Origin of the sequence: Streptomyces sp. NPDC101776, from assembly GCF_044766845.1 — a bacterium.
In the GTDB taxonomy this organism is placed as follows: Bacteria; Actinomycetota; Actinomycetes; order Streptomycetales; family Streptomycetaceae; genus Streptomyces.
The window spans coordinates 656,038-679,642 of the sequence record NZ_JBIWMV010000003.1 but is presented as its reverse complement, the minus strand read 5'-3'; the positions used below and the strand labels follow the sequence as shown (position 1 = coordinate 679,642).

Sequence of the window (23,605 nt, the reverse complement as noted above, 5' to 3'; positions counted from 1 at the left end):
GCGACCGACGCTATCAGTCAGGCGGGGATCAGGTCGCGCAGATTTTCGGGAGTCACGATCCGCGAACCCTCGGGCAGCTCGTCCGGTCGGCGCAGACCGATGTAGGTGACCGGTCCGTCCGGCACCGTCTCGCCGTCCCACAGCGTCACCGTGGTCTCCTCCCCGGTCATCAGCTCGACGAGATGGCGCACGGTGAGCTGCTCACGCTCGACGATGCCGCGCAGCAGGTTGGCCACCGTCACCCGGTTCTGCTCCACCCGGTTCGCCGACGGGCTGCCCTTGAGATACAGGTGCAGCCACTTCGCCCGCCAGCCACCGTCGTCCCCGCGCAGGAACACCAGCGGCAGCGCGACCCGGCCCGCACCGCGCAGCTCCGACTTCATCCGCACGGTGCGCGGTTCGAACGGCCGCCCGAGCTGCTCGCCCTCGCGCAGCATGAACCCGAAGAACGACTCCTCGACCTCCTCGAAGCCCTCACCCGAGAAGATGTTGACCTGCGGCACGACGAACGCCCCGCGTACGGCACCCAGCCGCAGATTGATGAACTCCGAGGCCCCGTCCGGCGCTTCGGTGATGTCACCGGAGTGCTCGCCCTCGACCTCGGTGAGCGAGGTGTACGACAGCCACGCGTTCGTCGAGTAGTCGGCGTTGAGCATCAGCGCCGACAGGTCGAAGTCGGTGCGCCGCTCGGTCTCCTTCCAGTACACGAAGAAGCGCAGCAACTCGCCCTCCACCGCCGACAACGACCCACGCGGCAGCACCCCGAGCCCCGCCGCCGTCGCCCTCCCGCTCAACGGCAGCGCCACGTCCAGCACCTCCGGATCGACCAACAGCCGCTCCACAGAAGGCAGTCGACGCCGCGTCTCCTCATCGAGCACGGCAATCAGCCGCGCTCGCTCCACCGGTCCTACGGCCGACCGCTCGTCGTCGGTCACCCAGGCCCGGCCGCGCCGGTTCACGAAGACCCGCAACTCCCCGGTCTCCCGGGCCCTGTTGTGCAGATGCTCGCGCACCGACAGCACGACCCGGCCCGACACCGCGGGCGCGACCTGCTCGGCGGCGGCCACCACGGCGTCCCGCTCCTCCTGCGTGCGCGCCGTGCGCAGCAGCCGGTCCAGCGCGCGGAACAGTTTGCCGGGCGCGGCCCTCAGCAGCGCCACCGCTCCCAACAGGTCGTCCGCCGCGAGGAGTTCCTCGACCCGGCCGTCGAACGAGGGTGCCTTCCGCTCGCCGCGCGCGACCGCGAACACCTCGGCGGCGTGCGGCCAGCGGGGGTACTCGTGCGGGTGCAGCCGCTCACCGAGCCGCTTCCACGCCTCGCGGTGCACGGTCACGTCGGCGAGCTTGGCGGGCGACGCGGCGACCACCGAGTCCAGTGCCGCGAGCAGGGCCCGCCGGACCGGGCGGGACGGCGACCGGAAGCGGGTCGGCGCCAGCAGTGACACATCGCCGTCCGACAGGGCGCAGGACAGCCGCAGCACATCGGTGACGGTGTCCAGCAGAAGCTCCGAACCGACCTTCAGGCGCGCCTGGTTGACGAGCGCGCGGTTCTCCCGGACCGGGATCGCCTCGGGCTGCGGTCCCTCGGCGCACCGCTCGGCCAGGGCCCGCAGATCGCACTGGTGCTCCTCGCCCAGGGGCGTGGTGCTGCCGGCCAACGCCAGGTACAGCGCGGTGAGTTCGTCGGCCAGGTCGCCGCCCGGGTGCAGCACCGTGAGCCGGTCGCCCGCCGCCGCGATCAACTCGTCCTGCGCGGCGAGCAGTTCCGCGTACGTGTGCTGGTACCTGCCGTAGGTCGGCAGACTGAGCAGGTTCACCACGCCGGACCACATCTGGGCGAGCGTCCCGTCGCGGGTCTTCTCGTCGCCGAGCGCGTCGAGAAGGCACTTCATCCAGAAGTCCTCGGTGGCGGGCACGTTCTTCGGGAAGTCGATGAAGTAGGCGTTGTGCCGGACATGATCGCCGACCAGCTCGCGGACGGTCCGCAGGGTGCGTCCGGCGAGGCGGACGACCGTCTCCTCGGGCAGCCTCGACAGCCGTTCCCGCAGATCCGTGGAGAGCTTGAAGCCCGCGGTGAGCAGCGCGGCGTCGAACTGCCGCGCGGCGACGGCGCCTTGGCCCAGGGGAGCGGTGGCACCCTCGCCCACGGGAGCCGTGACGCCTTCACCCACGGGAACCGAGGGGAGAGGGACGCGGAACGTGTGCCGGAGGACCAGCGGTTCGAGTCGGTCGATCATTCCGGCATGGTCCCAGAACCGAACAAGCGGGCGCATTCGGGTTTCTCCCAGACCTTTTCCCGTCGCTCTGGAAGTCAGGTCAGCCAGTCGTCAGCCAGTCGTACGCGCCCTGCGTGCTGAACTCCGTCTGACCGCCCCGCAGCAGCAGTCCCGCCGTCGCGAACTCCGGGGCGTCGGCCTGCGCGGCCACGTACGGGATCGCGATGCAGCGCATCCCGGCCGCGTGCGCCGCCGCCGCGCCCGGAGCCGCGTCCTCCAGCACCACACAGTCGGCCGGAGCCGCCCCCAGCCGCCGCGCGGCCTCCAGGAAGACGTCCGGCGCGGGTTTGCCCCGCGCCACCTCGTCCGCCGAGACCACCGTCCGCAACGACGCGTCGAGCCCGGTGCCCGTCAGGATCGCCTCGATGGCCTCCGGCGACGAACCCGAGGCCACCGCCATCGGCACCCCTTCGGCCGCCAGCAGCTCCACGAACTTCCGCATCTCCGGGTACACACGCGTGGCGGCCCGGGCCAGCGCCAGATAACGGCGGTTCGTCTCCGCGAGCAGCTCCTCCACCGGTGCCTTCAGACCGTGGCGCTCCTTCAGGAGGACGAGGGTCTCCTGGGTGCTGATGCCGACGTAGCGCTCGTGCTGTTCCCAGGTGAAGTCCGGGACGCCGTGCTCGGCGAGGGTCTGGCGGGTGGCTTCGTAGTAGTTCGGCTCGCTGTCCACGAGTGTTCCGTCGAGATCGAAGATGACCGAGAGGCCGCCGGGATCGCTCATGGGATCAGGATGCCAAGGGATCCCGAGGGATGCCGAAAGGGATGCCGGGGGGATGGGGAGCGGTCACTTGCCGGCCGCACGGCCGACCGCCTCCACCAGCGGCAGCAGACGGTGCGGTACGCGCTCGCGCAGCACCATCTCGGTCCGGGTGCGGACCACCCCGGGCAGGCTGATCAGCCGCTGGATCACATCCTCCAGATGACCGTTGTCCCGCGCCACGACCCGGGTGAGCAGATCCCCGCCGCCGGTGATCGAGAACGCCTCGACGATCTCCGGCACGGCGGCCAGCGCGTCCCCGACCTCGTCGAGATGCCCCTGGGTGACCTCGATGTGCACGAACGCGAGCACCGGGTGCCCGAGCGCGGCGGGGGAGAGGGAGGGACCCGTGCCGGTGATCACCCCGTCCCGCTCCAGCCGGTCGAGCCGCGCCTGGAGCGTGCCGCGCGCGACCCCGAGCAGCCGGGCGTACTCGCGCACGCTGGTACGCGGCTGCTCCAGGAGCAGCCTCAGGATGCGGGTGTCGAGTTCGTCCACGCTCATGAGGCCTGACTGTACCAATGGCTCACTTGAGATCTGCTGTGCCAATGGTCCAGTGATCTGGAGGTCACTTGAGCCAGCCTGTCAGGTGATGTTGTGATGGGCGGGTCGATGGCGCTGCGGACCTCCGCGGCGCCTTTTTTGTGTGGGCGTGCGCAAGGGGCGGGGAAGCAGTGCTGAAGCGGGTGTTCGTGGCTCCGGACCCGGGGCGGGCGCGGTTGCGTTTCGCCGCGCGGGCCGTTCTCGGCATCGGCCTGGCGGTCGTCGTCTGCGGGCTGACCGGGCAGTCCCTCGCGGGCACCGTGACCGGCGGTCTCGCCGCGCTGCTCGCCCTGTTCACGGTGACGGACGCCACGGTGCGCGGGCAGGCGGTCACCACCGCGCTGCTGCCCTGCGTGGGCCTGCCGGTGCTCGCCGCCGCGGCCGAACTGCACGACCACCCCGTCGCCCGCGACCTCACCTTCCTCGCGGTGGTCGGCGCCGGCGTCTACGCCCGCCGCTGGGGACCGCGCGGCCACAGCCTCGGCGTCTTCGCGTTCATGACCTTCTTCGTGGCCCAGTTCCTGCACGCGACCACCGGCCAACTGCCCGCGCTCTACGCCGCCGTGGCCCTCTCCGTGCTCACCGCGGCGGCCGTCCGCTTCGGCCTGTGGTCCTACGAGCGCCGATTGCCCCCGCCCGCCGTACCCGCCCCACCGACCGGGCGCGGTCTGGCCCGGGTGACCACCCGACAGGCCGTCCAGGCGACCGCGGGCGCCGGATTCGCCCTGGTCGTCGGCCAGTTGGTGTCCGGGCAGCGCTGGTACTGGGCCGTCGGCGCCACCTGGTGGATCTTCGTCAACACCGCCTCGCGCGGCGAGACCGTGGTCCGAGGCTTCCGTCGCGTCCTCGGCACGGTCCTCGGCATCGCCCTGGGCCTGCTCGTCGCCGTACCGGTCCACGGCGCCCCCGTCCCCACCGCGATCCTGGTCGCCGTCTGCGTCTTCCTGATCTTCTACTCGGCCGCCGTCTCCTACACATGGATGATGCTCTCGGTGACCTTGATGGCGGAGCTGCTCTACGGCCTTCTCGGCGTCCTGGACCCCGGCCTGCTGGCACTGCGGTTCGCGGAGACCGGGGTCGGCGCGCTCGGCGCCGTACTGGCCGTCCTGCTCGTCCTCCCTGTCACCACGCACACCACCACCGACGCCTGGATCCAACGCGCCCTGCGCTGCGTCCACACCTGCACCGCCGAGGCCGCCGCCCGCCTCGCCGGTTCCCCGACGGCCGACCCCGCCGCACAGGCCGCCGAACTCGAACAACTCCTCGGCCGGGTACGGCTCTCCGTCGCACCCCTCGTACATCCGCTGAACCCCGCACTCGGCCGCAAGCGCCGGGCCCGCCGGGTGCTCGCCCTGCTCGACGACTGCGCCCGTGAGATCCGGGGCCTGGCCGCCGTGGCCGCCGACCCCGAGGCCTCCCACGACGCCCGCCTGGCCGCCGCGTGCTGGCGCGTGGAGGCCGCGGTCGAGTCGCTCACCGACGGCGACACCTCACGCCTGACGACCACGTTGTCCCGGCCGCCCACGGAGCCCGCGCTGGCCCACCTGCACGGCCTGGAACGCGCACTCGGGGAACTGGCGGAGCCGCTGCGCGCACGGTCCGCCAGGCGGCTTGTCGGGGCGTGAGCAGGTGTGGTCCGGCGGATGCCCGCGAGATCCGTCCGCCGCGCATGGAGGCCGGACGCGAGCCCCTCACCGACGGCTCAACGGCACGCCTCACGGTCGCTGCGACCCGGCCGCACGGGAACCCACGGCGGCCCACATCCACTCCCCGGAACACGCCCGCACCGCACTCGCCGGGTCCCCGGGCGCACGGTCCGCAAGGCCCCGCTGGAACAGACTCGGCACTTTGGTCTAGACCGGTCATGATCGACTGCTACCGTCACCCCCGACAGCACGGACCGGAGCTGTGACCGGAGTGCGTACCGGTGCGGTGCCCGGAGTAGTACGGACCGGAGCAATGACCGAGAGGGGACAGCGGTGACAGACGGCGACAGGCGGGAACGACGGGCCTTCATCGGGTCGTTCACGGCGGCGGGCGGCCCGGGTGTCGTCACGGCGGCCGTGGACGCGGACAGCGGCGCGCTGACCGTCCTGAGCGGTGTCGACGGCGTTCCCGACCCCTCGTATCTCGCGCTGGCACCCGACGGGGGCATCCTCTACGCCGTCAGCGAGACGGCCGAGGGCGCGGTGGCCGCGTACCGCGTCACCGACGACAAGCCCGAACTGCTCGGGACGCCGGTGCGCGTGGGCGCGGGACCGACCCACCTGAGCCTGTTCGCGGGGCACGTCCTGACCGCCGACTACGGTTCCGGCAGCGTCACGGCGGTGCCGGTCCGCCCGGACGGCACCTTGGCCGGCCGCTCCTCCGGACAGCTCCGGCACACCGGCTCCGGCCCGCACGATCAGCGCCAGCACGCTCCGCACGCCCACCAGGTCCAGCCCGACCCGAGCGGCCGCTGGGCGGTCAGCGTCGACCTCGGCACCGACTCCGTGCGGGTGTGCACGCTGGAGGACGGGCGTCCCGTACTGCATCGCGAGATCGCCCTCAGGCCCGGCTCGGGCCCCCGCCACCTGGCCTTCCACCCGGACGGCGGTCTCGCCTACGTCCTCAACGAACTCACCCCGACCGTCACGGTCTGCCGCTGGGACGCCGAGAGCGGCTCACTGAAGCCGCTGACCGAGACATCGGTACTGCCGGGCCCTCCGGACGGCGACGCCGCCTACCCATCAGGCATCGTTACCTCCCCCGACGGCCGCTTCGTCTGGACGGCGACCCGCGGCGAGGACGTGCTCTCCGTGCTCGCCGTCGAGGGCGAGGGGCTGCGGCTGATCGGGACGGTGCCCTGCGAAGGCCACTGGCCGCGCGCGCTCACCGAGGCCGGAGGACATCTGTACGTGGCGAACGAGCGCTCCGGCGACGTCACTTGGTTCACCGTCGACCCCGCGACGGGCGTCCCGCGACGCGGCGGCGCGATCAAGGTGCCCGCCGCGTCCTGCGTGGTCTTCGACTGACCCGACAGTCGCCGCCAGGACTCCCCGACATGCCGAAGGGCCCACTCCCGCGTGAGGAGGGGCCCTTTCGGCGCTACGGCGTTCCGTGTGCGGGGTGGGTCGGGTGGATCAGCGGACCGGAGCGCCCTGCGGCTGCGGCGGGGCGATACCCAGCGCCGTCGTGTACTTGGCGAGCGCGAGCTTGCCGATCGCCGGGTACGGGCCGAGCGCCTCGGCGGCGGCACAGCCGGCCTCGGCGGCGGCGCCCTGGAGCAGCCGAGGGTCGATCTCGGGGCCGATCAGGTAGGGCGCCAGCGCGAGTTGCTGCGAACCCGAGGAGCGCAGTTGCTCCGCGATGGCCGCGATCGAACCCTCCTGGTCCAGCGCCGCCGCCATCACCGGCACGGCGAGGCGCGCGGCGAGCAGCATGCCCGTGATACCGGCCGCCTGCACGGCCTCCTCGCCGCCCACGGACGCGAGGATGATGCCGTCCGCGGCGGTCGCCACGGTGAACAGCCGGGCGCGGTCGGCGCGGGCCAGACCCGCCTCCGACAGCCGCACGTGCAGCGCCTCGGCGAGCAACGGGTGCGGGCCGAGCACATCGGTCAGATCGGCCGCGACCCGGCTGTCCATGACGGCCTGGCGGACCTGACGCAGCAGCGCGCCGTCCGGACCGGCGAGCAGCGGCACCACGATCGCCACCGGCCCGTCGGGCTCCTTGACGTCGGCACCGGCGGCCCTGGCCTGCTCGAAGCGGGCGGTGCGCTCCTCGGCGGCGTGCGCGAGCACGGACGTCAGCGTGGGGAACTCGGAGTCGTCCCCGTCGAGATAACCGATGCGGCCGTCGAGACCGGGCAGCTCGGAGCGCGCGATGCTCACGACCTCCTCGGCGAGGCTGCGCGTGGCCGCGCTGGGCGGGCCCGGCACGGCGAGAACCAGCGCGGGCGCGCCCTCGGGAGCCGCCAGCTGCTCGGGTCGGCGGTGCCGCCCGGGCTGGCGAGGTCGCGGCATTCGTACTGGCAGGCCGGACGCGGGCCCAGTGGGGGAGCTCATGGCGAGGCATGTTACTGGCTTCCTGGGCATCCCTGTTCGGGGAGGGTGCAGGTGAGCGGTATCCGTCCTGTTTTGTCTGATGAGTTACGTACGGATCAGAACTGATCACCTTGTCCCTTTGGGGTCGTCCGGACCCACCACGGACAACATCACGTCGTCACACGGCAGCACGAGGGCGCCCGCCGCGAGATCCCGCGCGATCCGCACCGCACCGTCCAGCGGATCACCCTCCGCCGTGACCGACCGTGCCCACGGCAGGCGTTTCGCCAACTCCTTGTACAGGGGAGTGAGAAGGGGCTCGCCCATCTTGAACAGGCCACCGGTGAGCGCGATGTGGGGCTCGCCGGCAGCCGGACAGACCGCGACCGCGGACTCGGCGATGTGCCGGGCGGCGGCGCGCAGGATGCCGGCCGCCACCGGATCGTCCGGGGCACACTCGGCGACGAGGGGCGCGAACGAGGCGAGTACGGCGGCCCGGTCCGACCGCGGATACAACTGCCCCGGCAGCCCCGCCATCGCCCCGAACCGTTCCTCGGCACAGCTCAACAGGGCTCCGGAACCACCGTCCCGCCCGTCGTGGGCGCGCAGCGCCGCCTCCAGCCCGGCCCGCCCGATCCACGCCCCGCCACCGCAGTCGCCCAGCAGATGTCCCCAGCCGTCCGCCCGTCGCCAGCCCGCGAGGTCGGTACCGATCGCGATGAGCCCGGTCCCGCCGGCCACCACGGCACCGGGCCGCGCCCCGAGGGCGCCCACGTAGGCGATGACCGCATCGGCGGCGAGTGCGACCGTCCGCACCCCGAACTCCCGGGCCAGCGCGCCAGGCAACTCGGCCCGCAACTCATCCCCCAGAGTGGCGAGCCCGGCGGCCCCGATCACCGCCGTGCCCACCTCGGACACCTCGGCCTTTTCGGCCAACGCCCGTACCATGGGGACTAGTTGCTCCATGAGATGCCCGGCGTCGATCCCACGGGCACCGGTCCGAACGGGTTCCCCTGAGGACAGTGGGCCGGATCTCCGGCCACCACCGACCTCGCCCACGACGACACGGAGCCCGGAGCCTCCTGAGTCCACGGCGAGGAACCCGGGAATCGTCACGGAAGGCGCCAGTCCACCGGTTGTCCACCCTGCCGGACCAGCAGGTCGTTGGCGCGGCTGAAGGGGCGGGAGCCGAAGAAGCCGCGGTCGGCCGACATCGGGGACGGGTGGGAGGACTCCACCGAGGGCAGATCGCCGAGAAGGGGACGCAGATTGCGGGCGTCACGGCCCCACAGGATCGACACCAACGGCTTGCCGCGCCCCGCCAGTGCCCGTATCGCCTGCTCGGTGACCTCTTCCCAGCCCTTGCCGCGATGGGCGGCCGGACTGCGCGGGGCGGTCGTGAGCGCCCTGTTGAGCAGCAGCACCCCCTGCTGGCTCCACGGGGTCAGATCGCCGTTGGACGGCTGGGGCAGGCCCAGGTCCGTGTTCAGCTCCCGGTAGATGTTGAGCAGGCTCGGGGGCAGCGGACGTACCTCGGGGGCCACCGAGAACGACAGCCCCACCGCGTGCCCCGGAGTCGGATACGGGTCCTGCCCGACGATCAGGACGCGGACGTCGTCGAAGGGCTGCTGGAAGGCCCGCAGGACATTCGGTCCGGCCGGTAGGTAGGTGCGTCCGGCGGCGATCTCCGCGCGAAGGAAGTCCCCCATCTCGGCGACGCGTCCGGTCACGGGTTCCAGGGCTTTCGCCCAGCCCGGTTCGACGATCTCATGCAACGGTCGTGGTGCCACGGGCGTCACCCTACTGCGGTACAGGGCCCGGCGATCAACCGGTGGTCGAAGCCGGACCGAGAACGACCGAACCGTCGACTTCTCTGAACGAAGGCTCCCCTCCTGGGAGTTGTCGTCCCGGAAGCTCCCGCCCTCATGCGAGGACCGCCGCGCGCACGCACAGCACGTCCGGGAGGTGGGACGCCAACTGCCGCCAGCTGTCCCCGTCGTCGTCCGACGCGAACACCTCGCCGTTGCGATTGCCGAAGTACACGCCCGCCGGGTCCGCGCCGTCCGTGCACATCGCGTCGCGCAGCACCGTGCCGTAGTGGTCCTCGGACGGCAGCCCCGCCGACAGTGGCTCCCAGCTCCGGCCCGCGTCCGTCGTACGGAAGACCCGGCACCGGCGATCGGCGGGCACCCGGTCGGAGTCGGCGTTGATCGGGAACACGTACGCCGTGTCACCGCGATGCGGGTGGGCCGCCACCGCGAAGCCGAACGTGGACGGCAGGCCCGCGCCGATGTCCGTCCAGTGCGCGCCCGCGTCGTCGCTGCGGTACACACCCCAGTGGTTCTGCAGATACAGCCGGTCCGGGGTCGCCGCGTCCTGCGCGATCTTGTGCACGCACTGCCCGAACTCCGGGTCCGGATCCGGCAGGAACACCGCGGAGACCCCGGAGTTGGAGGGTTCCCAGCGCTTGCCCCCGTCGCCCGTGCGGAACACCCCGGCCGTCGAGACGGCCACCGTCACGGCCAGAGGGTCGCGCTCGTCGGTCAGGACCGTGTGCAGTCCCTCTCCGCCGCCGCCCGGCACCCATCGCGAACGCGTGGGGTGCTCCCAGAGGGGGCGGACGAGGTCGAAGCTCTCGCCGCGGTCCTCGGAGCGGAACAGCGCGGCCGGCTCCGTGCCCGCGTACACCACGTCGGGTTCGGCGGCCGCCGGGTGCAACTGCCACACCCGCTCCAGCGAAGCCCCGGTGTCCTTCGGGAACCTGACCGCAGGCTGCGCCGGCTCGGCCCAGGTGCGGCCCAGGTCGTCGGAGTGGAACACGGACGGACCCCAGTGAGAGCTGTCACCACCCGCCAGCAGTCTCGGTGTGGGGCCGCGGGTGTCGACGGCGACCGAATACAGCGCCTGCGCGTTGAAGTACGGACTCTCGTCGAACTCCCATACCCCACCCCGCCTACGCCCGATGAACAGGCCTTTTCGCGTGCCCACCGCGAGCAGTACCTCCGTCATGCCGGCCACCTCCACCGTGTTTTTGGCGACTTTGCCCCCATCACCAGCCAGTCTGCACCCCACCACTGACAGTCACCCCTGGAGTCGGAATCACCGCAGGTCAGAGCGTCGGAACTGGCTTCAGGGGCGCATCCGCTGGGGTCTCACGCGAAGTGCCTGCGCGAGTCCGGGCAGTCGTGGGAACGTCGAGTCGGGGTATTCGTCCTGAGCATCGAGGAGGCGTCTCCCGTATGGGAGGGCGGTTCGGCATGTCAGTGCGTTCATGAGGAGGATGCCTTCGATGGCGTTCCGAGGTCCGAGGGTTCCGAAGGTGTGGTTGTGGCGATGGCGGCGCAATCCGCTCAAGCGCCGTGCCGATGCGGTGGAGTCGTGGATCGTGCTCGGCGCCTGGCTGGTCACCGTCCTCGTCGGTGTGCTCGCCGGTCTGACCGCGACGCATTCCGTCGAACACGAGCTCGCCCAGGAACGCGTCGAGTGGAAACCCGTGGTCGCCCTGGTGACCCAGAACGCGCCCGGCCCCGCCCCGGCCAACTCCCAGGGGACGAGCGGCGAACCGTTCTGGGCGAAGGTCCGCTGGACGGCCGTGGACGGCTCCTCGCACACCGGCCAGATACGCGTCCCCTCCGGCAGCGGCATCGGCACTCCGGTGACGGTCTGGACCGACCCGCAGGGACACCTGGTCACCAAGCCCGCCAGCGCCGCACAGGCCCAGTTGCGGGCCGTACTGATCGGCACGCTCCTGGGACTGGGCGCGGCGGCCGTCCCGTTCATCAGCGCCCGAGCCCTGCGCATCCGCCTCGAACGCCGGCGCATGGACCAGTGGGACGAGGAGTGGGCACGCTTCGGCCCGCTGTGGGGGCGCAAGACGGGCTGAACACCCCGGCCCGGAGTCGTCCGAGCGCCCCTGGCATGCGAAACCGCATACAGGGGCCCTCGACCTGCTTGCCCCGTCTCACTCCGCCCCCACCGCCCGGCACACCTCCAGCAACCGCTCGTCCGCCGGTACGTCCTGACTCCCGTGCCCGCCCGACCGCACCAAATGCCGTCGCGGAGCGGCGAGTTCGGCTACCACCAGATCATGCAGAGGCGCCCCGGCCGCCCCCATGTCGACCAGACACGCGGCGACAACGCCCCGCACCTCCGGATGCTCCACCCAGGCCGAACGCAGCACCGGAAGCACCCTCTCCACCTCCCCGGTGACCCGCCACAGCGCAGCCGCGCCCGCCGTTCGCTCCCACACGCACTCGGCCTCGACCATCCGCGACAACCCGGGCGCCGCGGCCCGCCCGGACGCCCCCAACCGCGCCACCGCCTCCGCGCCAGCCCGGCGCCGCTGCGCGTCCGGCCCCGCCAACTCCCGTACCAGCACCGGCAGTACGGCCGACGCATCCCCCTCCACCGACCACAGAGCACCGGCGGCCGGCCCGGCGCACTCGGACTCCAACAACCCCCGCAGCACCGCTACGACCCCCTCCGCTTCACCCCCGAACACGTCGAGCGCCCGGACCGCCGCCGCCACGACCCGGTGCCTCGACCGCACCCCGTCCCCCACCCCGCGCACCAACCGCACCACCTCCGGCACGGCCTCCCGATCGGCCAGCGCGGTCAGCGCAGACAGCAGCGGTACGGCACGGTCGTACGTCTCGGGGGAGTCGAGGGGCACCCGGCCGAGCCGGTGTCGCAGCGCCGGGGCGAGCGGTGCGGCGGAGCGGCCGAGGTGGACGATCACGCGCCCCAGATCATCGGGCACGACCGGTTGCGCGAGCACCTGGGCCAGCACCTGCGTCGCCCGTGGATCGCCGCTGCGGGCAAGGGACTTGAGCGGACCGCCCAGGGTCGGGGGCCGGCGTTCCCAGCGGTGCACCCACAGGTCGGGGCGTGCGGTCACCAGAGTGTGGAGATGGTCGGCGGCAGGCGCGGCCAGGTGGAAGAGATCCCCCAGGACCGACACCGCCGCGTCGCGCAACCGGTCCGACTCCACCGCGCCGAACGACAACGGGTGCTCTCCCGCGCCCAGTTGGGCACCGATCAGCTCGACGGGTGCCGTGTAGTCGGCCCGCCACTCGCGGAACAACCCGGCCGACATCCACACCCCGTTGCACCGGTCGGCCGCGTCCGGGCTGCTCAACTGCCCTTCCAGCAGGGCGATCCGGTCGTTCACCCGCCCGCCGAGCGCGGTGTGCAGCGTCCGCAGCAGCAGCGCGCCCTCCTCGTCCGAGGGCCGCAGCCGCCGTAACCGTCCCGCGAGGGTGTCCGTGTCCGGGCCGTCGGTCCCGTCCCCGGTCGAGCGGCCCGACCGGCGCTGCTCGGACCGCTCCCCGAGCAGCTCGACGACGGTCGGGACCAGGTCGGCGGGGAGCAGATCCGGTGCGCAGCCCGCGAGTTGACCGAGTGCGGCGAGCCGTAGACCGGGGTCGTACGGCGGAGTGCCGAGCATCAGCAGGGTGTCCAGCGCCTCGGCGGAGTGGGACGGGTGCTGTCGTACGAACAGGCCGAGGCTCTCGGCGAGGGCGAGCAGTACCCGGTCGTCCCGCTCGACCGTGATGCGCTGCCGCAACAGGCCCAGCACGCGCGGGGGTTGGTCGAGGAACCGGACGAGGGCCTCGGGCGCCGCCCGGCGCACGGCGGAGTCCCGGTCGCCGAGGAGCGCGGCGAAGACCTCGGCCCCCGCGCGGACGGCGGCATCCGCTGCCGCCTCCGCAGGACCGTGCCCTCGTCCGATGCTGACCAGGAGTTCCACCAACCCGCCCCGGTCCGCGACCTCTTGGCAAGCGGCGAGCGTGTACAGAAACGGAACGCAGGCGAGCGTCGAGTCGTACACGATCCCCTGGTGGTGTACCGCGCCGTACATCCCGTCGAGCGCGTCCGCCCGCTCGACGGGTCCCGTGAGGCCAGTCCCCGGAGCAGTCCGGGCACGTCCGCCGCGCTGCCGTACGCATGCCGCAGCGAGGCCCAGTCGATCTCGTCGATCCCCGTGAACACGTTGTCCTCCCCAGGCGCGGTGCCAACCGATTGCGAGTCTGCACCACACCACTGACAACGAAGCGGAATCGGGAGGTGACCGAGGGTCAATCTCCTTCGGGCAGAGCGCGGGCGAGGATCGAGTCGAGGTCGGCGGAGTCGGGAAGGGTGCCGAAGGCGTGCCCCCAGTCGCCGGCCAGCCGGGTCGCGCAGAAGGCGTCGGCGACGGCGGATGGGGCGTGCCGTACCAGGAGGGAGGCCTGAAGAGTGAGGGCCATCTGCTCCACCAGGCGGCGGGCGCCCGTCTCGGTAGCCTCGGCGAGTCGGGACTTCAAGCGGGTCACGGCCGTGTCCAGGCGGGCGTCCGCGCCCTGGGCCAGGGCGAGTTCGGCGAACAGTGCCTCCGCCGTGCCGGGGTCGCGGGTCAACGCCCGTAGTACGTCGAGGGCGTTGACGTTCCCCGAGCCCTCCCAGATGGAGAGGAGGGGAGCCTCGCGGTAGTGGCGGGGCATGCCCGAGTCCTCGACGTAGCCGTTGCCGCCGAGGCACTCCAGGGCCTCCGCCGTGAAGGCCGGGCCGCGCTTGGTGACCCAGTACTTGCCGACGGCGGTGGCGATCCGGCGGAACTGCGACTCGGCGTCGTCCCCGCGCACCGCACGGTCCGCCGCGCCCGCCAGCCGCAGGGTGAGCGTCGTGGCCGCCTCCGACTCCAGCGCGAGATCGGCCAACACGTTGCGCATCAGCGGCTGTTCGAGCAGCCGGGCGCCGAACGCGCCGCGGTGGCGCACATGGTGGCCCGCCTCGACGAGCGTCTTGCGCATCAGCGTCGACGACATCATCACGCAGTCCAGACGTGTGCAGTTGACCATCTCGATGATGGTCTTGACGCCCCGCCCCTCGGGACCGACCAGCCAGGCCACGGTCCCGTCGAACTCGGGCTCCGAGGACGCGTTGGAGCGGTTGCCCAGCTTGTCCTTCAGCCGCTGGATACGGAACACGTTGCGGCTGCCGTCGGGCAGCACGCGCGGCACCAGGAAGCACGACAGCCCGCCCGGGGCCTGCGCCAGGACGAGGAAGACGTCGCACATCGGCGCCGACGTGAACCACTTGTGTCCGCGCAGGGTGTACACACCCGGTTCGGCGGTGGGGGTGGCCGCCGTGGTGTTGGTCCGGACGTCGGAGCCACCCTGCTTCTCCGTCATCCCCATCCCGGCCAGCAGCCCGCGCTTCTCGGTCGGCACGCGCAGGACCGGGTCGTACACCCGGCTGGTCAGCAACGGCTCGTAGACCGCGGCCAGTTCGGGCGTGGCGCGCAGGGCGGGGACGGCGGCGTACGTCATCGAGGTCGGGCAGCCGTGCCCGGCCTCGGTGTGTCCCCACACCAACCCCCCTGCGGTACGGGCCACATGGGCACCGGGACGCTCGTCCGCCCAGGGCGCGCCGGCCAGCCCCTCGGCCACGGCGGTGCCCATCAACCGGTGCCAGCTCGGATGGAACTCGACCTCGTCGATCCGGTTGCCGTAGCGGTCGTGCGTGCGCAGCTCCGGTTCGTGCCGGTTCGCCTGCTCACCCCACTCCTGCGCCTCCTCGCTGCCCGCCGCCCTTCCGAGCCGCCGTACGTCCTCCTCCGCCCAGCCGGCGCCCTCCCGGCGCAGCCCCTCAAGGAGGGCCGCGTCCTCGGAGGCGTCGTACGGGGTCAGCGGCGGGGGCTGGTTGGTGACGTCGTGCGTGGCGTTGAGCGGCTGCGGCGACATGTGCGCGAGTGTCTGGGCCATACGCTCAGTGTTGCACTATTTCAACGGTCGCATCAATGATGTAACAAGAGAATCGCCACGTAGAGTACGAGGCCATGCGCATGAACGTGTCAGAAGGGCCCGGCGAGGCGAACCTGCGCCCGCTGTCCGCGCGGTCGGTCGTCCTCAGCCTGCTGCTGGGCACGCATCCGCCCGAGTTGCCCGTACGGGATCTGCTGCGCGCGGTCGAACCGCTCGGCGTGGCCGGTTCCACCCTGCGGGCCGCGCTCAGCCGGATGGTGGCCGCCGGAGACCTGCGCAGCACGGACGCGGTCTACCGCCTCAGCGACCGGCTGCTGGAACGCCAGCGCCGCCAGGACGCCGCAGTGCACCCCGAGACCCGTCCCTGGGACGGCGACTGGGAGATGACCGTCGTCACCGCGACCGGCCGCGGCCCCGCCGAACGCGCCGAACTGCGTGGCGAGTTGACCGCCCTTCGGCTAGCGGAACTCCGCGAGGGAGTCTGGCTCCGCCCGGCCAATCTGCTACGGCCCCGACCGGACGAACTCGGCTCGGTCGCCCGGCACTTCACCACCCGCCCCGAGGGGCCCGCCCGCCAACTGGCCGGGAACCTCTGGCCACTTGACGCCTGGGCGAAGACGGCCGAGACGCTGCTCGACCGGATCACCGCCACCGCGGACCGCCCGACCGACCGTTTCACCGTACTCGCCGCCGCCGTACGGCACTTGCTCGCCGACCCCGTCCTGCCCCCCGAACTCCTGCCCGCCGACTGGCCGGGCCCCGCCCTGCGCACCGCATACACCCGCCACCGACGGGAGTTGATCGCGGCCGTGCTGGGGAACCCGGCGTAGCCGGAGCGGCCGTGCGAAGCGCCGTGCGGGGACGCTTCGTACGGCCGCCGTCACCGTGGGGGGCTCACTTGTACGTGATGTCCGAGGACGCGTACTTGCAATAAGTCCCGTCCGCACCCGTGCCGTTGGTCGTCGGTTCCGCGCCCGTGTTGTTCCCGATGTACTTCTGGCAGGGGATCATCTTCTTGCTGGTGTCCCCGACGATCGTGATGGCCTTCAGGGTCGCGCTGTCGCCGTAGTTGGTGTTGATGCCGACGATCCGGCTGCCCTTGTAGGTCGCCTCGATGGTGTTGAGGTTGATCGTGCGCTTGTACTGCGTCTTGCAGTTGCCGCACGAGCGGACGAACGTACCGAAGGTCTGCGCCGCGAAGTTGGAGACGTTGAGCGTCCCGGCGCCGTTGAACTGGAAGACCTTGTCGCTGGCCTCCTTCGCGCCACCGCCGGAGACGGTGTACACGTTGGACGACGAGGAGCCCAGGAACGTCGCCGCGTCCTCGCCGACGTCCTCCCACCAGACGTTCTGCAGCGTGCAACTGCCCAGGCAGTGGATGCCGTCGGCGGCGGGCGAGCCGATGATGACGTTCTTGACGACGGCACCGGCGGCCAGTTCCAGGATCGGCCCCTGGTCCTCGTCCTGGCTGCCCGTGCCCAGGTCGCCGCTGCCGTACAGGCGCAGCATCCCGTAGTCCTTGGTGCCCGAGACCGAGATCGTGGAGGTCACGGCCTGGCTGCCGCTGGCCGTGGGCCAGGTGGCGGCGCTGGCCGGCGAGAGTGTGCCGGATGCCATGATCATGCCAACAGAGAGCCCGAAGGCGGCCAGTGCGCCGGTGAGCGCGCGCGATCGTGCGGAAGAAGTCATGTCCCGATTCCTTCTCCGAGGTGGGGGAGTGGTCAGAGCTTTCCGGTGCCCGCGCCCGCGGTCACCGAGGCGACGACGGTCGAGGCGGGCTCGGCGGTGTAGCTGTACGGCGGGCTGGTGAACGTGCCGACCTGTGAGATCTCGGTGGCGGCTCCACCGAGGTCGTTGCCGCTGAGGTTGGCGTAGCCGTCCACGTCGCTGTCCCGGTTCGTCGTGAGGGCGACCTCCGTGTCGCGGAAGACGTTGTTCTGGACGTACATCTGGGCGCCCATGCGCGAGTGCACGGCCGTCTCGGCGCCGACGACGTAGTTGTCGTAGAAGTGCCCGGTGCCGAAACGCAGGCTGGGGATACGGGAGTTGACCTGGTCGAACCAGTTGTGGTGGTAGGTCACCCGCAGATGTCCGGTGTCCTCGCTCGCGTTGTTGTCGCTGTGGCCGACGAGCGAGCCCTTGTAGTGGTTCTTGAAGGTGTTCCAGGAGACGGTGACGTAGTCGGAGGCGTGCGTGATGTCGAGCAGACCGTCGTAGTAGTCCTTGTCGTGGTCGAGGTCGGACGAGAAGGCGTTGTGGTCGATCCACACCTTCGTCGACGCCTGCACGGTGATGCCGTCGGCGGGCGCGACCGGCTTGCTGATGTTGAGGTTGCGGACCACGACGTTCGTCACCTTCTTCAGGCGCAGCCCGCCACCGGTGAACCCGGACGCCGAACCGACGCCCAGGACCGTCGTGTTGGACCCGATGTCGACCTGACCGCTCAGCGATATCAGGCCGTTGACCTTGACCACCTTCGAACCGCTGCCGGTGACCGCCGACTTGAAGGCGTCCAGTGTCGACACCGTGACCGCCGTGACGCTGCCGCCACCGGTCGTCCCGGCGCCGAATCCGACCGGCGAGGCGTCGGCCGCCGACGCGGACCGGGGGAGCGTGAGCGCGGCCGTCGCGGCGAGAGCGGCGGCCGCCAGAACTGATCGTCGAGTACGCATGCGGGTGCGTCCCTTCGGGAGGGCATGGGGGATCGAGTACGTGAACGATGTACGCCATGAAGGACCGTGCGGTCACACTTATGAACGGAACGTAGAGTGCAAGCGCTTTCTAGTCAACGCTCGGCGCGAAAGTATTCGGAGTGTGGGAGCGCTTCCATGGCGCTCATGTGCATGCCACGATGCCGATTGTTCTCCCCGATTGCTTTGCCTGAGCGATGCCCCACGAGCCGCGATCAGGAAGGGACGCACCCATGGCGCCCGCAGCCGGAATCACCCTCAAGTCCTCAAGAAAGCCGTCGCGTTCGGTGCTCGTCGCCCTCTTCGGAGCGCTGGTGCCGTTACTCGCGGCCCTGACCCTGCTGGCACCCCCGGCCGCCGCCCGCACCGAGGCCGTCCCCACCGCGACCCTCACCGAGGTCACCGGCTTCGGCACCAACCCCAGCAACCTCCAGATGTACGTGTACGTCCCGGCCGCCGTCACCGCGCACCCGGCGATCGTCGTGGCCGTGCACTACTGCGGGGGATCGGGCCCCGCGATGTACTCCGGCACCGAATACGCCTCGCTGGCCGACCAGTTGGGCTTCATCGTCGTCTACCCGTCGGTCACCCGCGCCAGCAAGTGCTTCGACGTCTCCTCGCCCCAGGCCCTGCACCGCGACGGCGGCAGCGACCCGGTCGGCATCAAGTCGATGGTCGACTGGGTGACCGGCACCTACTCCGCCGACACCTCCCGCGTCTTCGCCCTGGGCATCTCCTCCGGCGCGATGATGACGAACGTCCTGCTCGGCGACTACCCCGACGTGTTCGCCGCCGGCGCCGCCTTCGCCGGCGTACCGTTCGGCTGCTTCGCCACCACCGACGGCTCCGAGTGGAACAGCGCCTGCGCGGGCGGCACGGTCGTCCAAACCCCGCAGCAGTGGGGCGACTTGGTGCGCGCCGCCGACCCGGGCTACACCGGCCCCCGCCCTCGCATGCAGCTCTGGCACGGGACCGCCGACGACATCCTGCGCTACCCCAACTTCGGCGAGGAGATCAAACAGTGGACCAATGTGCAGGGCGTCAGCCAGACCCCGGCCGCCACCGATTCCCCGGCCACCGGCTGGACCCGCACCCGCTACGGCGCCACCGGTGACCAGGCCCCCGTCGAGGCGATCAGCCTCCAGGGCGTCACCCACAACCTCTACACCTACGGCATGGGCGCCCGCGTCCTCACCTTCTTCGGCCTGTCCGGCGGCGGCACCACACCCCCGCCCTCGACCGGCCCCTGCAAGGTGACGGTCACCACCAGCGCCTGGAACACCGGCCTCACCGCGTCCGTGACGCTCACCAACACCGGGACGAGCACGGTCAACGGCTGGCAGCTCGGCTTCACCCTGCCCACCGGCCAGACCATCACCAACGGCTGGGGCGCCACCTACACACCGGCCTCCGGCACGGTGACGGCCACCAACGCCTCCTACGACGGCACGATCGCGCCGGGTGCGAGCGTGACCATCGGCTACCAGGCGAACCACATCGGCAACAGCGCGGCACCGACGGCCTACACGCTCAACGGGACGGCCTGCACGGTCGGTTGACCCGTACCTGGTGTTGCTTGCGCCCGACTCCTCTTCTGCGCCCGACTCCTCTTCGGGGAAGGTGAATTCAGTGCAGCCCACGAGACGGACCGCGCTCGTCGCCACGACAGCGACGGCACTGTCGGCCCTGGTCGCCACCAACCCCGCACGCGCAGAGGGGAGTTCGGTCCCCTCCGTCACGCACTGGGTGAACACCTGGACGGCGATGCCCCAGCTCACCGAACCCGGCAATCTGCCACCCGCGCCGTTCACCGGAACCAGGTCGGTCCTCGTCGACACCACCCTGCGCCAGACACTCCGCGTCACCACCGGAGGCGGGAAGCTGCGCCTGCGCTTCTCCAACGCCTACGGAGACACCCCACTCCCGCTCACCACCGTGACCGTGGCGCTCCCGCAGGACGGCAGAGCGGGAGCGAGCGCGATCGTGCCCGGCAGCGGCAGAACGGTCACCTTCGCCGGGCGCGGCTCGGCGACTGTCCCAGTCGGCGCCCAACTGGTCTCCGACCCAATGGACTTGGAGCTGCGCGCCGCGACCGTCCTGACCGTGACGACCTACCTGGCGACGGGCCAGCCCTCGCTCGCGCTCACCTCGCACCCGGGCTCGCGCACGACGTCGTATCTCCAGATCGGAAACCACACCCAGGACGAGGATCTGCCCGGGGCCACCCAGGTCGACCACTGGTATCTGCTGAGCGACGTCGAGGTCCTGGCCCCGCGCACCACCACGGCCGTGGCGATCCTGGGCGACTCCCTCACCGACGGCCGGGGCTCCACGACCAACGCCAACGACCGCTGGCCCGACCAGCTCCACGACCGCCTCCGCACCCACCCCGACACGGCCGCCGTGGCGATCCTGAACCAGGCCGCCGGCGGCAACCGGGTCCTCAACGACGGCCTCGGCCCCAACGTCCTCGCCCGCCTGGACCGCGACGTCCTTTCCCGCAGCGGAGTCACCCGCCTCATCGTCTTCGAGGGCGTCAACGACATCGGCACCGCCGACGCGACCCCCGCCGCCCAACACCAGGTCACAGAGGACCTGTTGGCCGCCTACGGCCAGATCGTCGTCCGCGCCCACGCCCACGACATCCGTGTCTACGGCGCGACCCTGCTCCCCTTCGGCGGCAACACCTACGACGACCCGGCGGGCGAACGCGAGTCCGCCCGCCAAGCTGTCAACTCGTGGATCCGCAGGGCCCGTTGCTTCGACGCGGTGCTCGACTTCGACCGTGCCGTGCGCGATCCGGCCGAACCGCGCCGACTGCTCCCGGCCCTCCAGGTCGGCGACTGGCTGCATCTCAATCCGGCGGGGTACGGGGTGCTGGCCGCGACGGTCCCGGCCGGACTGCTGCGTTAGACGACCGGCTCCGTCGCGGTGGCGGAAGCGGTGGTGACCGGTGAACTCCCCTTCGCCGGGAGGTGGTTGAAGAGCAGGTTCAGGACGATCGCCGTGAGGCAGCCCGCGCTGATGCCGCTGTTCATCACCGTCTGGAACCAGTCCGGGAACTGCGCGTAGATCGTCGGCACCCCGACCGGGAGCACGCCCACGGCCACCGAGACGGCGACGACGGTGAGGTTGTGGTTGTCCTTGAAGTCGACCTGGGTCAGGGTGCGCAGACCGCTCGCGGCGACCGTGCCGAACATGACCAGACCCGCGCCGCCGAGCACCGGCGCCGGTATCGCCGCGACGACCGCGCCCAGCTTGGGCAGCAGGCCGAGCACGACCAGGATGCCGCCGGCGACGGCTACGACCCAGCGGCTGCGGACCCGGGTCATCCCGACCAGGCCGACGTTCTGGGCGTACGCCGTGTACGGGAAGGTGTTGAAGACCCCGCCGAGGACGGTGGACAGGCCGTCGGCGCGCAGCCCGTCGGCGAGGGAGCGCGGCTCGATCGGGCGGTCGGTCATCTCGCCGACCGCGATCAGGTCACCGGTCGTCTCGGTCATCGTGACGACGGCGACGTATGAGACCGGCGACGAGGTCGATGGTCCGTTTCGACAGCGGGAGGCGGACCTGGTAGACAACGTCGTGAGAGCCCTCGGCGGACTGGTTTGTCTTCACACACTCACCAACTCCCGCTGGGGGCTTTCGTGTTACGGCGGGAATCGGCCGCTCCGCGGCAGTCTTCGCCGGTCAGCTCGGCAGGTAGCGGCCGGATCCGGTCCGGGCCAGCCAGCCCCTGGTCGGAGAGTTTGCGCAGCTGACCGCGGACCGGCTCGACCTTGCCCGGTGTGGTCTCACGGCCCAGGGCGATCGCGACGTCCCTGGCCATCACCGGGCCGCCCGCGCCGGCCACGATCGCCATGATCCGCTGATACTCCGGCGTAAGGACCTCCGCCCCCATCCCCTCCGTCCGGTCCGGCACCAGCCGCATCCCACCCGCACCGGGCCCGACCACCACCTTCTCCGGCTCCGGCTCCGGCTCCACAATCCGCGACGACTGCCGACCGCCGTCGGTCGCCTCGGCCCACTGCCCGAACACCACCTCGGCGGCCTCCAGCCGGGCCACCTCGGCATCGATCCCGGCCAGCTCCTTGCGCAGCAGTTCGGCACGTTCCGCCAGCTCAACCCGTCGCTCGACCGTCCAGGTCAGCACGTCCGTCATGAACATCCCTCCCGCCGCAGAACCTAGCGGCAGCCGAAGTCCCCCGTACGAGAAGGCCAGAGACCACCCGTGACGGATGATCACGTGCTACCGATCTCCACCTCAACCAGCACGAGCACCCCTACGAGACATCACACCAGCCCCGCTGACCAGCAAAGACCCCTCTCTGTCAAAGTGGGATGGCCTCGCCCACGCGCTCGGCGCTCCACTCGATGAGCTCTTCGGCGCCCTGTTCCACGGGCATGAACCCCCGCAAGCGATGAGTGAATGACGAGCCGTCCGAGCCTGGCGGGTGTTCAGTCGATCGGGCAGCACGGTGCGAACGCCTGGACGTCAAGTCGAACGCATGTCGCCCTGGTGGGGCTGTTCGGTGGACATTCACGGCCCAGACGTCCCTCTACGGCGTGTGAGCTGGCACCTTCGCGCACATGCGCCCTTCACCTGTACCTCGACGCTGGGACAGCAGCCCAGCCCTTGCCCACCCGCGACGCTCGCTGTGTGTCGATCCCGACAGCCCCAGCAGACTTCTGCGCTGTGCCCAGCGAGACCGCTGCTGTGAATGCGGCAACCAAGTCGAGTGGTATCAGCGAGTCCGGGACCGTCCCGTCCGCCTGCATCCCCAGGAGTTGCCGACGGCCGTGGTGCCCGCCGACCACCGCTGGCACGTAAGCTCCGGCCTCGCGTATCCCTCCGGAGACGGCAGCGCCTGGTGCCGACTGACCCACGCCAGCGTCTGCCCGGCCCGTGATGCCGACACCGCCGTGGTCCACGAGCTGACGAGCCTCCGTCGGACGTTGGCCGTGAACACGCGTCGCATGGTGGATGCCGGAAGCTTCACCCCAGCGGCAGCATCGGCAGCACCGGCGGGCCCTGCGGCCCGGCAGCCGGAGGGCCCCTGCCGGCCCGCTAGACCCGTCGTCCAGATCCTGTACGTCCGCTACCTCGCCGCACGTCCCCTGGACGAGATCCAGTGCGTGGCCCAGACACGGCGACGCGACCGATGCACCGTCGGGATGCTCGCCTCCGACGGCCCAGCGGGCGTCTGGAGACTGGTTCCCGCAACGGCCACCCAGGGGCAACTGGCGCTGCCTGCCGAGATGATGGCCCTGTACGACCTGAGCTCCCTGACGTACGCCGAACAGCTCCGCTGGCGAACACAGCGCTGCCCCCAGCACGCGGCCACCCCAACAGCCGCGGATCTGGCACTGACGGACTGGGAACCCTTCGACCCGCTCGTCCACCACGCGTACGTACACCGACGTCTCCCCACCCACAGCCGCCGACCGCATCCGGGCGGCGGAGCACAGAAGGCGGTCCGGTCATGAGGAGACGGCATGCCGTAGAAATCATCCTGGCCAGGCCGGTCACCCGAACAGAGCTGCACAGAGCCTGCCGCAGAGTGCC

General features: G+C 71.2%; 18 protein-coding genes and 2 pseudogenes. 7 read left to right on the top strand and 13 right to left on the bottom strand.

Annotated elements, in window-relative coordinates; translation table 11 throughout:
• Nucleotides 1-17: 17 nt before the first annotated feature.
• From ACIRRY_RS14730 to ACIRRY_RS14720, 3 genes are all read right to left on the bottom strand, one after another.
• Nucleotides 18-2,237, bottom strand: a complete 2,220-nt coding sequence (locus tag ACIRRY_RS14730) for a hypothetical protein (protein WP_403972078.1) — start codon at nucleotides 2,235-2,237, stop codon at nucleotides 18-20.
• A 79-nt stretch (nucleotides 2,238-2,316) separates the two neighbouring features.
• Nucleotides 2,317-3,000 carry an HAD family hydrolase gene (locus ACIRRY_RS14725; protein WP_403972076.1) on the bottom strand — a complete coding sequence of 228 codons (684 nt, stop codon included), beginning with the start codon at nucleotides 2,998-3,000 and terminating at the stop codon, nucleotides 2,317-2,319.
• A 63-nt stretch (nucleotides 3,001-3,063) separates the two neighbouring features.
• The gene (locus ACIRRY_RS14720; RefSeq protein WP_403972074.1) at nucleotides 3,064-3,540 is read right to left on the bottom strand and encodes an Lrp/AsnC family transcriptional regulator; all 477 of its coding nucleotides are present in this window, start codon (nucleotides 3,538-3,540) and stop codon (nucleotides 3,064-3,066) included.
• 170 nt (nucleotides 3,541-3,710) lie between these two features.
• Here ACIRRY_RS14720 and ACIRRY_RS14715 point away from each other — a divergent pair, with 170 nt between their 5' ends.
• The gene (locus tag ACIRRY_RS14715) at nucleotides 3,711-5,204 is read left to right on the top strand and encodes an FUSC family protein (RefSeq protein ID WP_403972072.1); all 1,494 of its coding nucleotides are present in this window, start codon (nucleotides 3,711-3,713) and stop codon (nucleotides 5,202-5,204) included.
• A gap of 354 nt (nucleotides 5,205-5,558) precedes the next feature.
• Nucleotides 5,559-6,593, top strand: coding sequence for a lactonase family protein (locus ACIRRY_RS14710; protein ID WP_403972070.1), 1,035 nt, complete (start codon nucleotides 5,559-5,561; stop codon nucleotides 6,591-6,593).
• 108 nt (nucleotides 6,594-6,701) lie between these two features.
• Here ACIRRY_RS14710 and ACIRRY_RS14705 read toward each other — a convergent pair whose 3' ends face one another.
• From ACIRRY_RS14705 to ACIRRY_RS14690, 4 genes are all read right to left on the bottom strand, one after another.
• Nucleotides 6,702-7,625 carry a sirohydrochlorin chelatase gene (locus ACIRRY_RS14705; RefSeq protein WP_403972068.1) on the bottom strand — a complete coding sequence of 308 codons (924 nt, stop codon included), beginning with the start codon at nucleotides 7,623-7,625 and terminating at the stop codon, nucleotides 6,702-6,704.
• 105 nt (nucleotides 7,626-7,730) lie between these two features.
• Nucleotides 7,731-8,720, bottom strand: a complete 990-nt coding sequence (locus tag ACIRRY_RS14700) for an N-acetylglucosamine kinase (protein WP_403972066.1) — start codon at nucleotides 8,718-8,720, stop codon at nucleotides 7,731-7,733.
• Entirely contained in the window at nucleotides 8,717-9,394 is a 678-nt protein-coding gene (locus ACIRRY_RS14695) for a uracil-DNA glycosylase (RefSeq protein WP_317882255.1), read from the bottom strand. Before ACIRRY_RS14695 ends, ACIRRY_RS14700 begins: the two co-directional genes overlap by 4 nt.
• Before the next feature lie 133 nt (nucleotides 9,395-9,527).
• Nucleotides 9,528-10,679 (bottom strand): WD40/YVTN/BNR-like repeat-containing protein, encoded by a 1,152-nt coding sequence (locus tag ACIRRY_RS14690; RefSeq protein WP_403972064.1) that lies wholly within the window; start codon nucleotides 10,677-10,679, stop codon nucleotides 9,528-9,530.
• A gap of 214 nt (nucleotides 10,680-10,893) precedes the next feature.
• Between ACIRRY_RS14690 and ACIRRY_RS14685 the strand changes: the two genes are divergently transcribed.
• On the top strand, nucleotides 10,894-11,487 hold the full coding sequence (locus ACIRRY_RS14685; protein ID WP_403972062.1) for a hypothetical protein: 594 nt from the start codon (nucleotides 10,894-10,896) through the stop codon (nucleotides 11,485-11,487).
• Nucleotides 11,488-11,565: 78 nt separating this feature from the next.
• Here the strand turns inward: ACIRRY_RS14685 and ACIRRY_RS14680 are convergent.
• Together ACIRRY_RS14680 and ACIRRY_RS14675 are read right to left on the bottom strand one after the other, a co-directional pair.
• Nucleotides 11,566-13,595, bottom strand: a pseudogene (locus ACIRRY_RS14680) (HEAT repeat domain-containing protein).
• 86 nt (nucleotides 13,596-13,681) lie between these two features.
• The gene (locus ACIRRY_RS14675; RefSeq protein WP_403972060.1) at nucleotides 13,682-15,349 is read right to left on the bottom strand and encodes an acyl-CoA dehydrogenase family protein; all 1,668 of its coding nucleotides are present in this window, start codon (nucleotides 15,347-15,349) and stop codon (nucleotides 13,682-13,684) included.
• Between the two features lie 74 nt (nucleotides 15,350-15,423).
• Between ACIRRY_RS14675 and ACIRRY_RS14670 the strand changes: the two genes are divergently transcribed.
• Nucleotides 15,424-16,179 carry a PaaX family transcriptional regulator C-terminal domain-containing protein gene (locus ACIRRY_RS14670; protein WP_403972058.1) on the top strand — a complete coding sequence of 252 codons (756 nt, stop codon included), beginning with the start codon at nucleotides 15,424-15,426 and terminating at the stop codon, nucleotides 16,177-16,179.
• A gap of 64 nt (nucleotides 16,180-16,243) precedes the next feature.
• On the opposite strand, the gene ACIRRY_RS14665 is transcribed toward ACIRRY_RS14670, so the two are convergent.
• Entirely contained in the window at nucleotides 16,244-17,038 is a 795-nt protein-coding gene (locus tag ACIRRY_RS14665; protein WP_403972056.1) for a pectate lyase, read from the bottom strand.
• A 32-nt stretch (nucleotides 17,039-17,070) separates the two neighbouring features.
• Nucleotides 17,071-18,021, bottom strand: coding sequence for a polysaccharide lyase family 1 protein (locus tag ACIRRY_RS14660; protein WP_403972054.1), 951 nt, complete (start codon nucleotides 18,019-18,021; stop codon nucleotides 17,071-17,073).
• 251 nt (nucleotides 18,022-18,272) lie between these two features.
• Here ACIRRY_RS14660 and ACIRRY_RS14655 point away from each other — a divergent pair, with 251 nt between their 5' ends.
• A complete protein-coding gene (locus ACIRRY_RS14655; protein ID WP_403972052.1) occupies nucleotides 18,273-19,598 on the top strand; it encodes a PHB depolymerase family esterase in 1,326 nt (441 codons plus the stop codon).
• A 70-nt stretch (nucleotides 19,599-19,668) separates the two neighbouring features.
• Entirely contained in the window at nucleotides 19,669-20,952 is a 1,284-nt protein-coding gene (locus ACIRRY_RS14650) for an SGNH/GDSL hydrolase family protein (protein WP_403972050.1), read from the top strand.
• Here ACIRRY_RS14650 and ACIRRY_RS14645 read toward each other — a convergent pair.
• Nucleotides 20,949-21,557 (bottom strand): annotated as a pseudogene (locus ACIRRY_RS14645) (solute carrier family 23 protein); the annotation flags it as partial. The gene ACIRRY_RS14650 and the pseudogene ACIRRY_RS14645 sit on opposite strands and share 4 nt — an antisense overlap.
• A gap of 104 nt (nucleotides 21,558-21,661) precedes the next feature.
• Nucleotides 21,662-22,201: a hypothetical protein gene (locus tag ACIRRY_RS14640; protein ID WP_403972048.1), complete on the bottom strand. Its 540-nt coding sequence runs from the start codon at nucleotides 22,199-22,201 to the stop codon at nucleotides 21,662-21,664.
• A gap of 428 nt (nucleotides 22,202-22,629) precedes the next feature.
• Between ACIRRY_RS14640 and ACIRRY_RS14635 the strand changes: the two genes are divergently transcribed.
• Nucleotides 22,630-23,526: a DUF6083 domain-containing protein gene (locus ACIRRY_RS14635; RefSeq protein ID WP_403972046.1), complete on the top strand. Its 897-nt coding sequence runs from the start codon at nucleotides 22,630-22,632 to the stop codon at nucleotides 23,524-23,526.
• The last annotated feature ends 79 nt before the right edge of the window (nucleotides 23,527-23,605 follow it).

What these genes read in the sequence shown, in the direction of transcription:
- ACIRRY_RS14730 (WP_403972078.1), bottom strand. Translation starts at nt 2,237, where the DNA reads ATGATCGACCGACTCGAACCGCTGGTCCTCCGGCACACGTTCCGCGTC.
- ACIRRY_RS14725 (WP_403972076.1), bottom strand. Translation starts at nt 3,000, where the DNA reads ATGAGCGATCCCGGCGGCCTCTCGGTCATCTTCGATCTCGACGGAACA.
- ACIRRY_RS14720 (WP_403972074.1), bottom strand. Translation starts at nt 3,540, where the DNA reads ATGAGCGTGGACGAACTCGACACCCGCATCCTGAGGCTGCTCCTGGAG.
- ACIRRY_RS14705 (WP_403972068.1), bottom strand. Translation starts at nt 7,625, where the DNA reads ATGAGCTCCCCCACTGGGCCCGCGTCCGGCCTGCCAGTACGAATGCCG.
- ACIRRY_RS14685 (WP_403972062.1), top strand. Translation starts at nt 10,894, where the DNA reads ATGGCGTTCCGAGGTCCGAGGGTTCCGAAGGTGTGGTTGTGGCGATGG.
- ACIRRY_RS14675 (WP_403972060.1), bottom strand. Translation starts at nt 15,349, where the DNA reads ATGGCCCAGACACTCGCGCACATGTCGCCGCAGCCGCTCAACGCCACG.
- ACIRRY_RS14670 (WP_403972058.1), top strand. Translation starts at nt 15,424, where the DNA reads ATGCGCATGAACGTGTCAGAAGGGCCCGGCGAGGCGAACCTGCGCCCG.
- ACIRRY_RS14665 (WP_403972056.1), bottom strand. Translation starts at nt 17,038, where the DNA reads ATGACTTCTTCCGCACGATCGCGCGCGCTCACCGGCGCACTGGCCGCC.
- ACIRRY_RS14660 (WP_403972054.1), bottom strand. Translation starts at nt 18,021, where the DNA reads ATGCGTACTCGACGATCAGTTCTGGCGGCCGCCGCTCTCGCCGCGACG.
- ACIRRY_RS14655 (WP_403972052.1), top strand. Translation starts at nt 18,273, where the DNA reads ATGGCGCCCGCAGCCGGAATCACCCTCAAGTCCTCAAGAAAGCCGTCG.
- ACIRRY_RS14640 (WP_403972048.1), bottom strand. Translation starts at nt 22,201, where the DNA reads ATGACGGACGTGCTGACCTGGACGGTCGAGCGACGGGTTGAGCTGGCG.
- ACIRRY_RS14635 (WP_403972046.1), top strand. Translation starts at nt 22,630, where the DNA reads ATGCGCCCTTCACCTGTACCTCGACGCTGGGACAGCAGCCCAGCCCTT.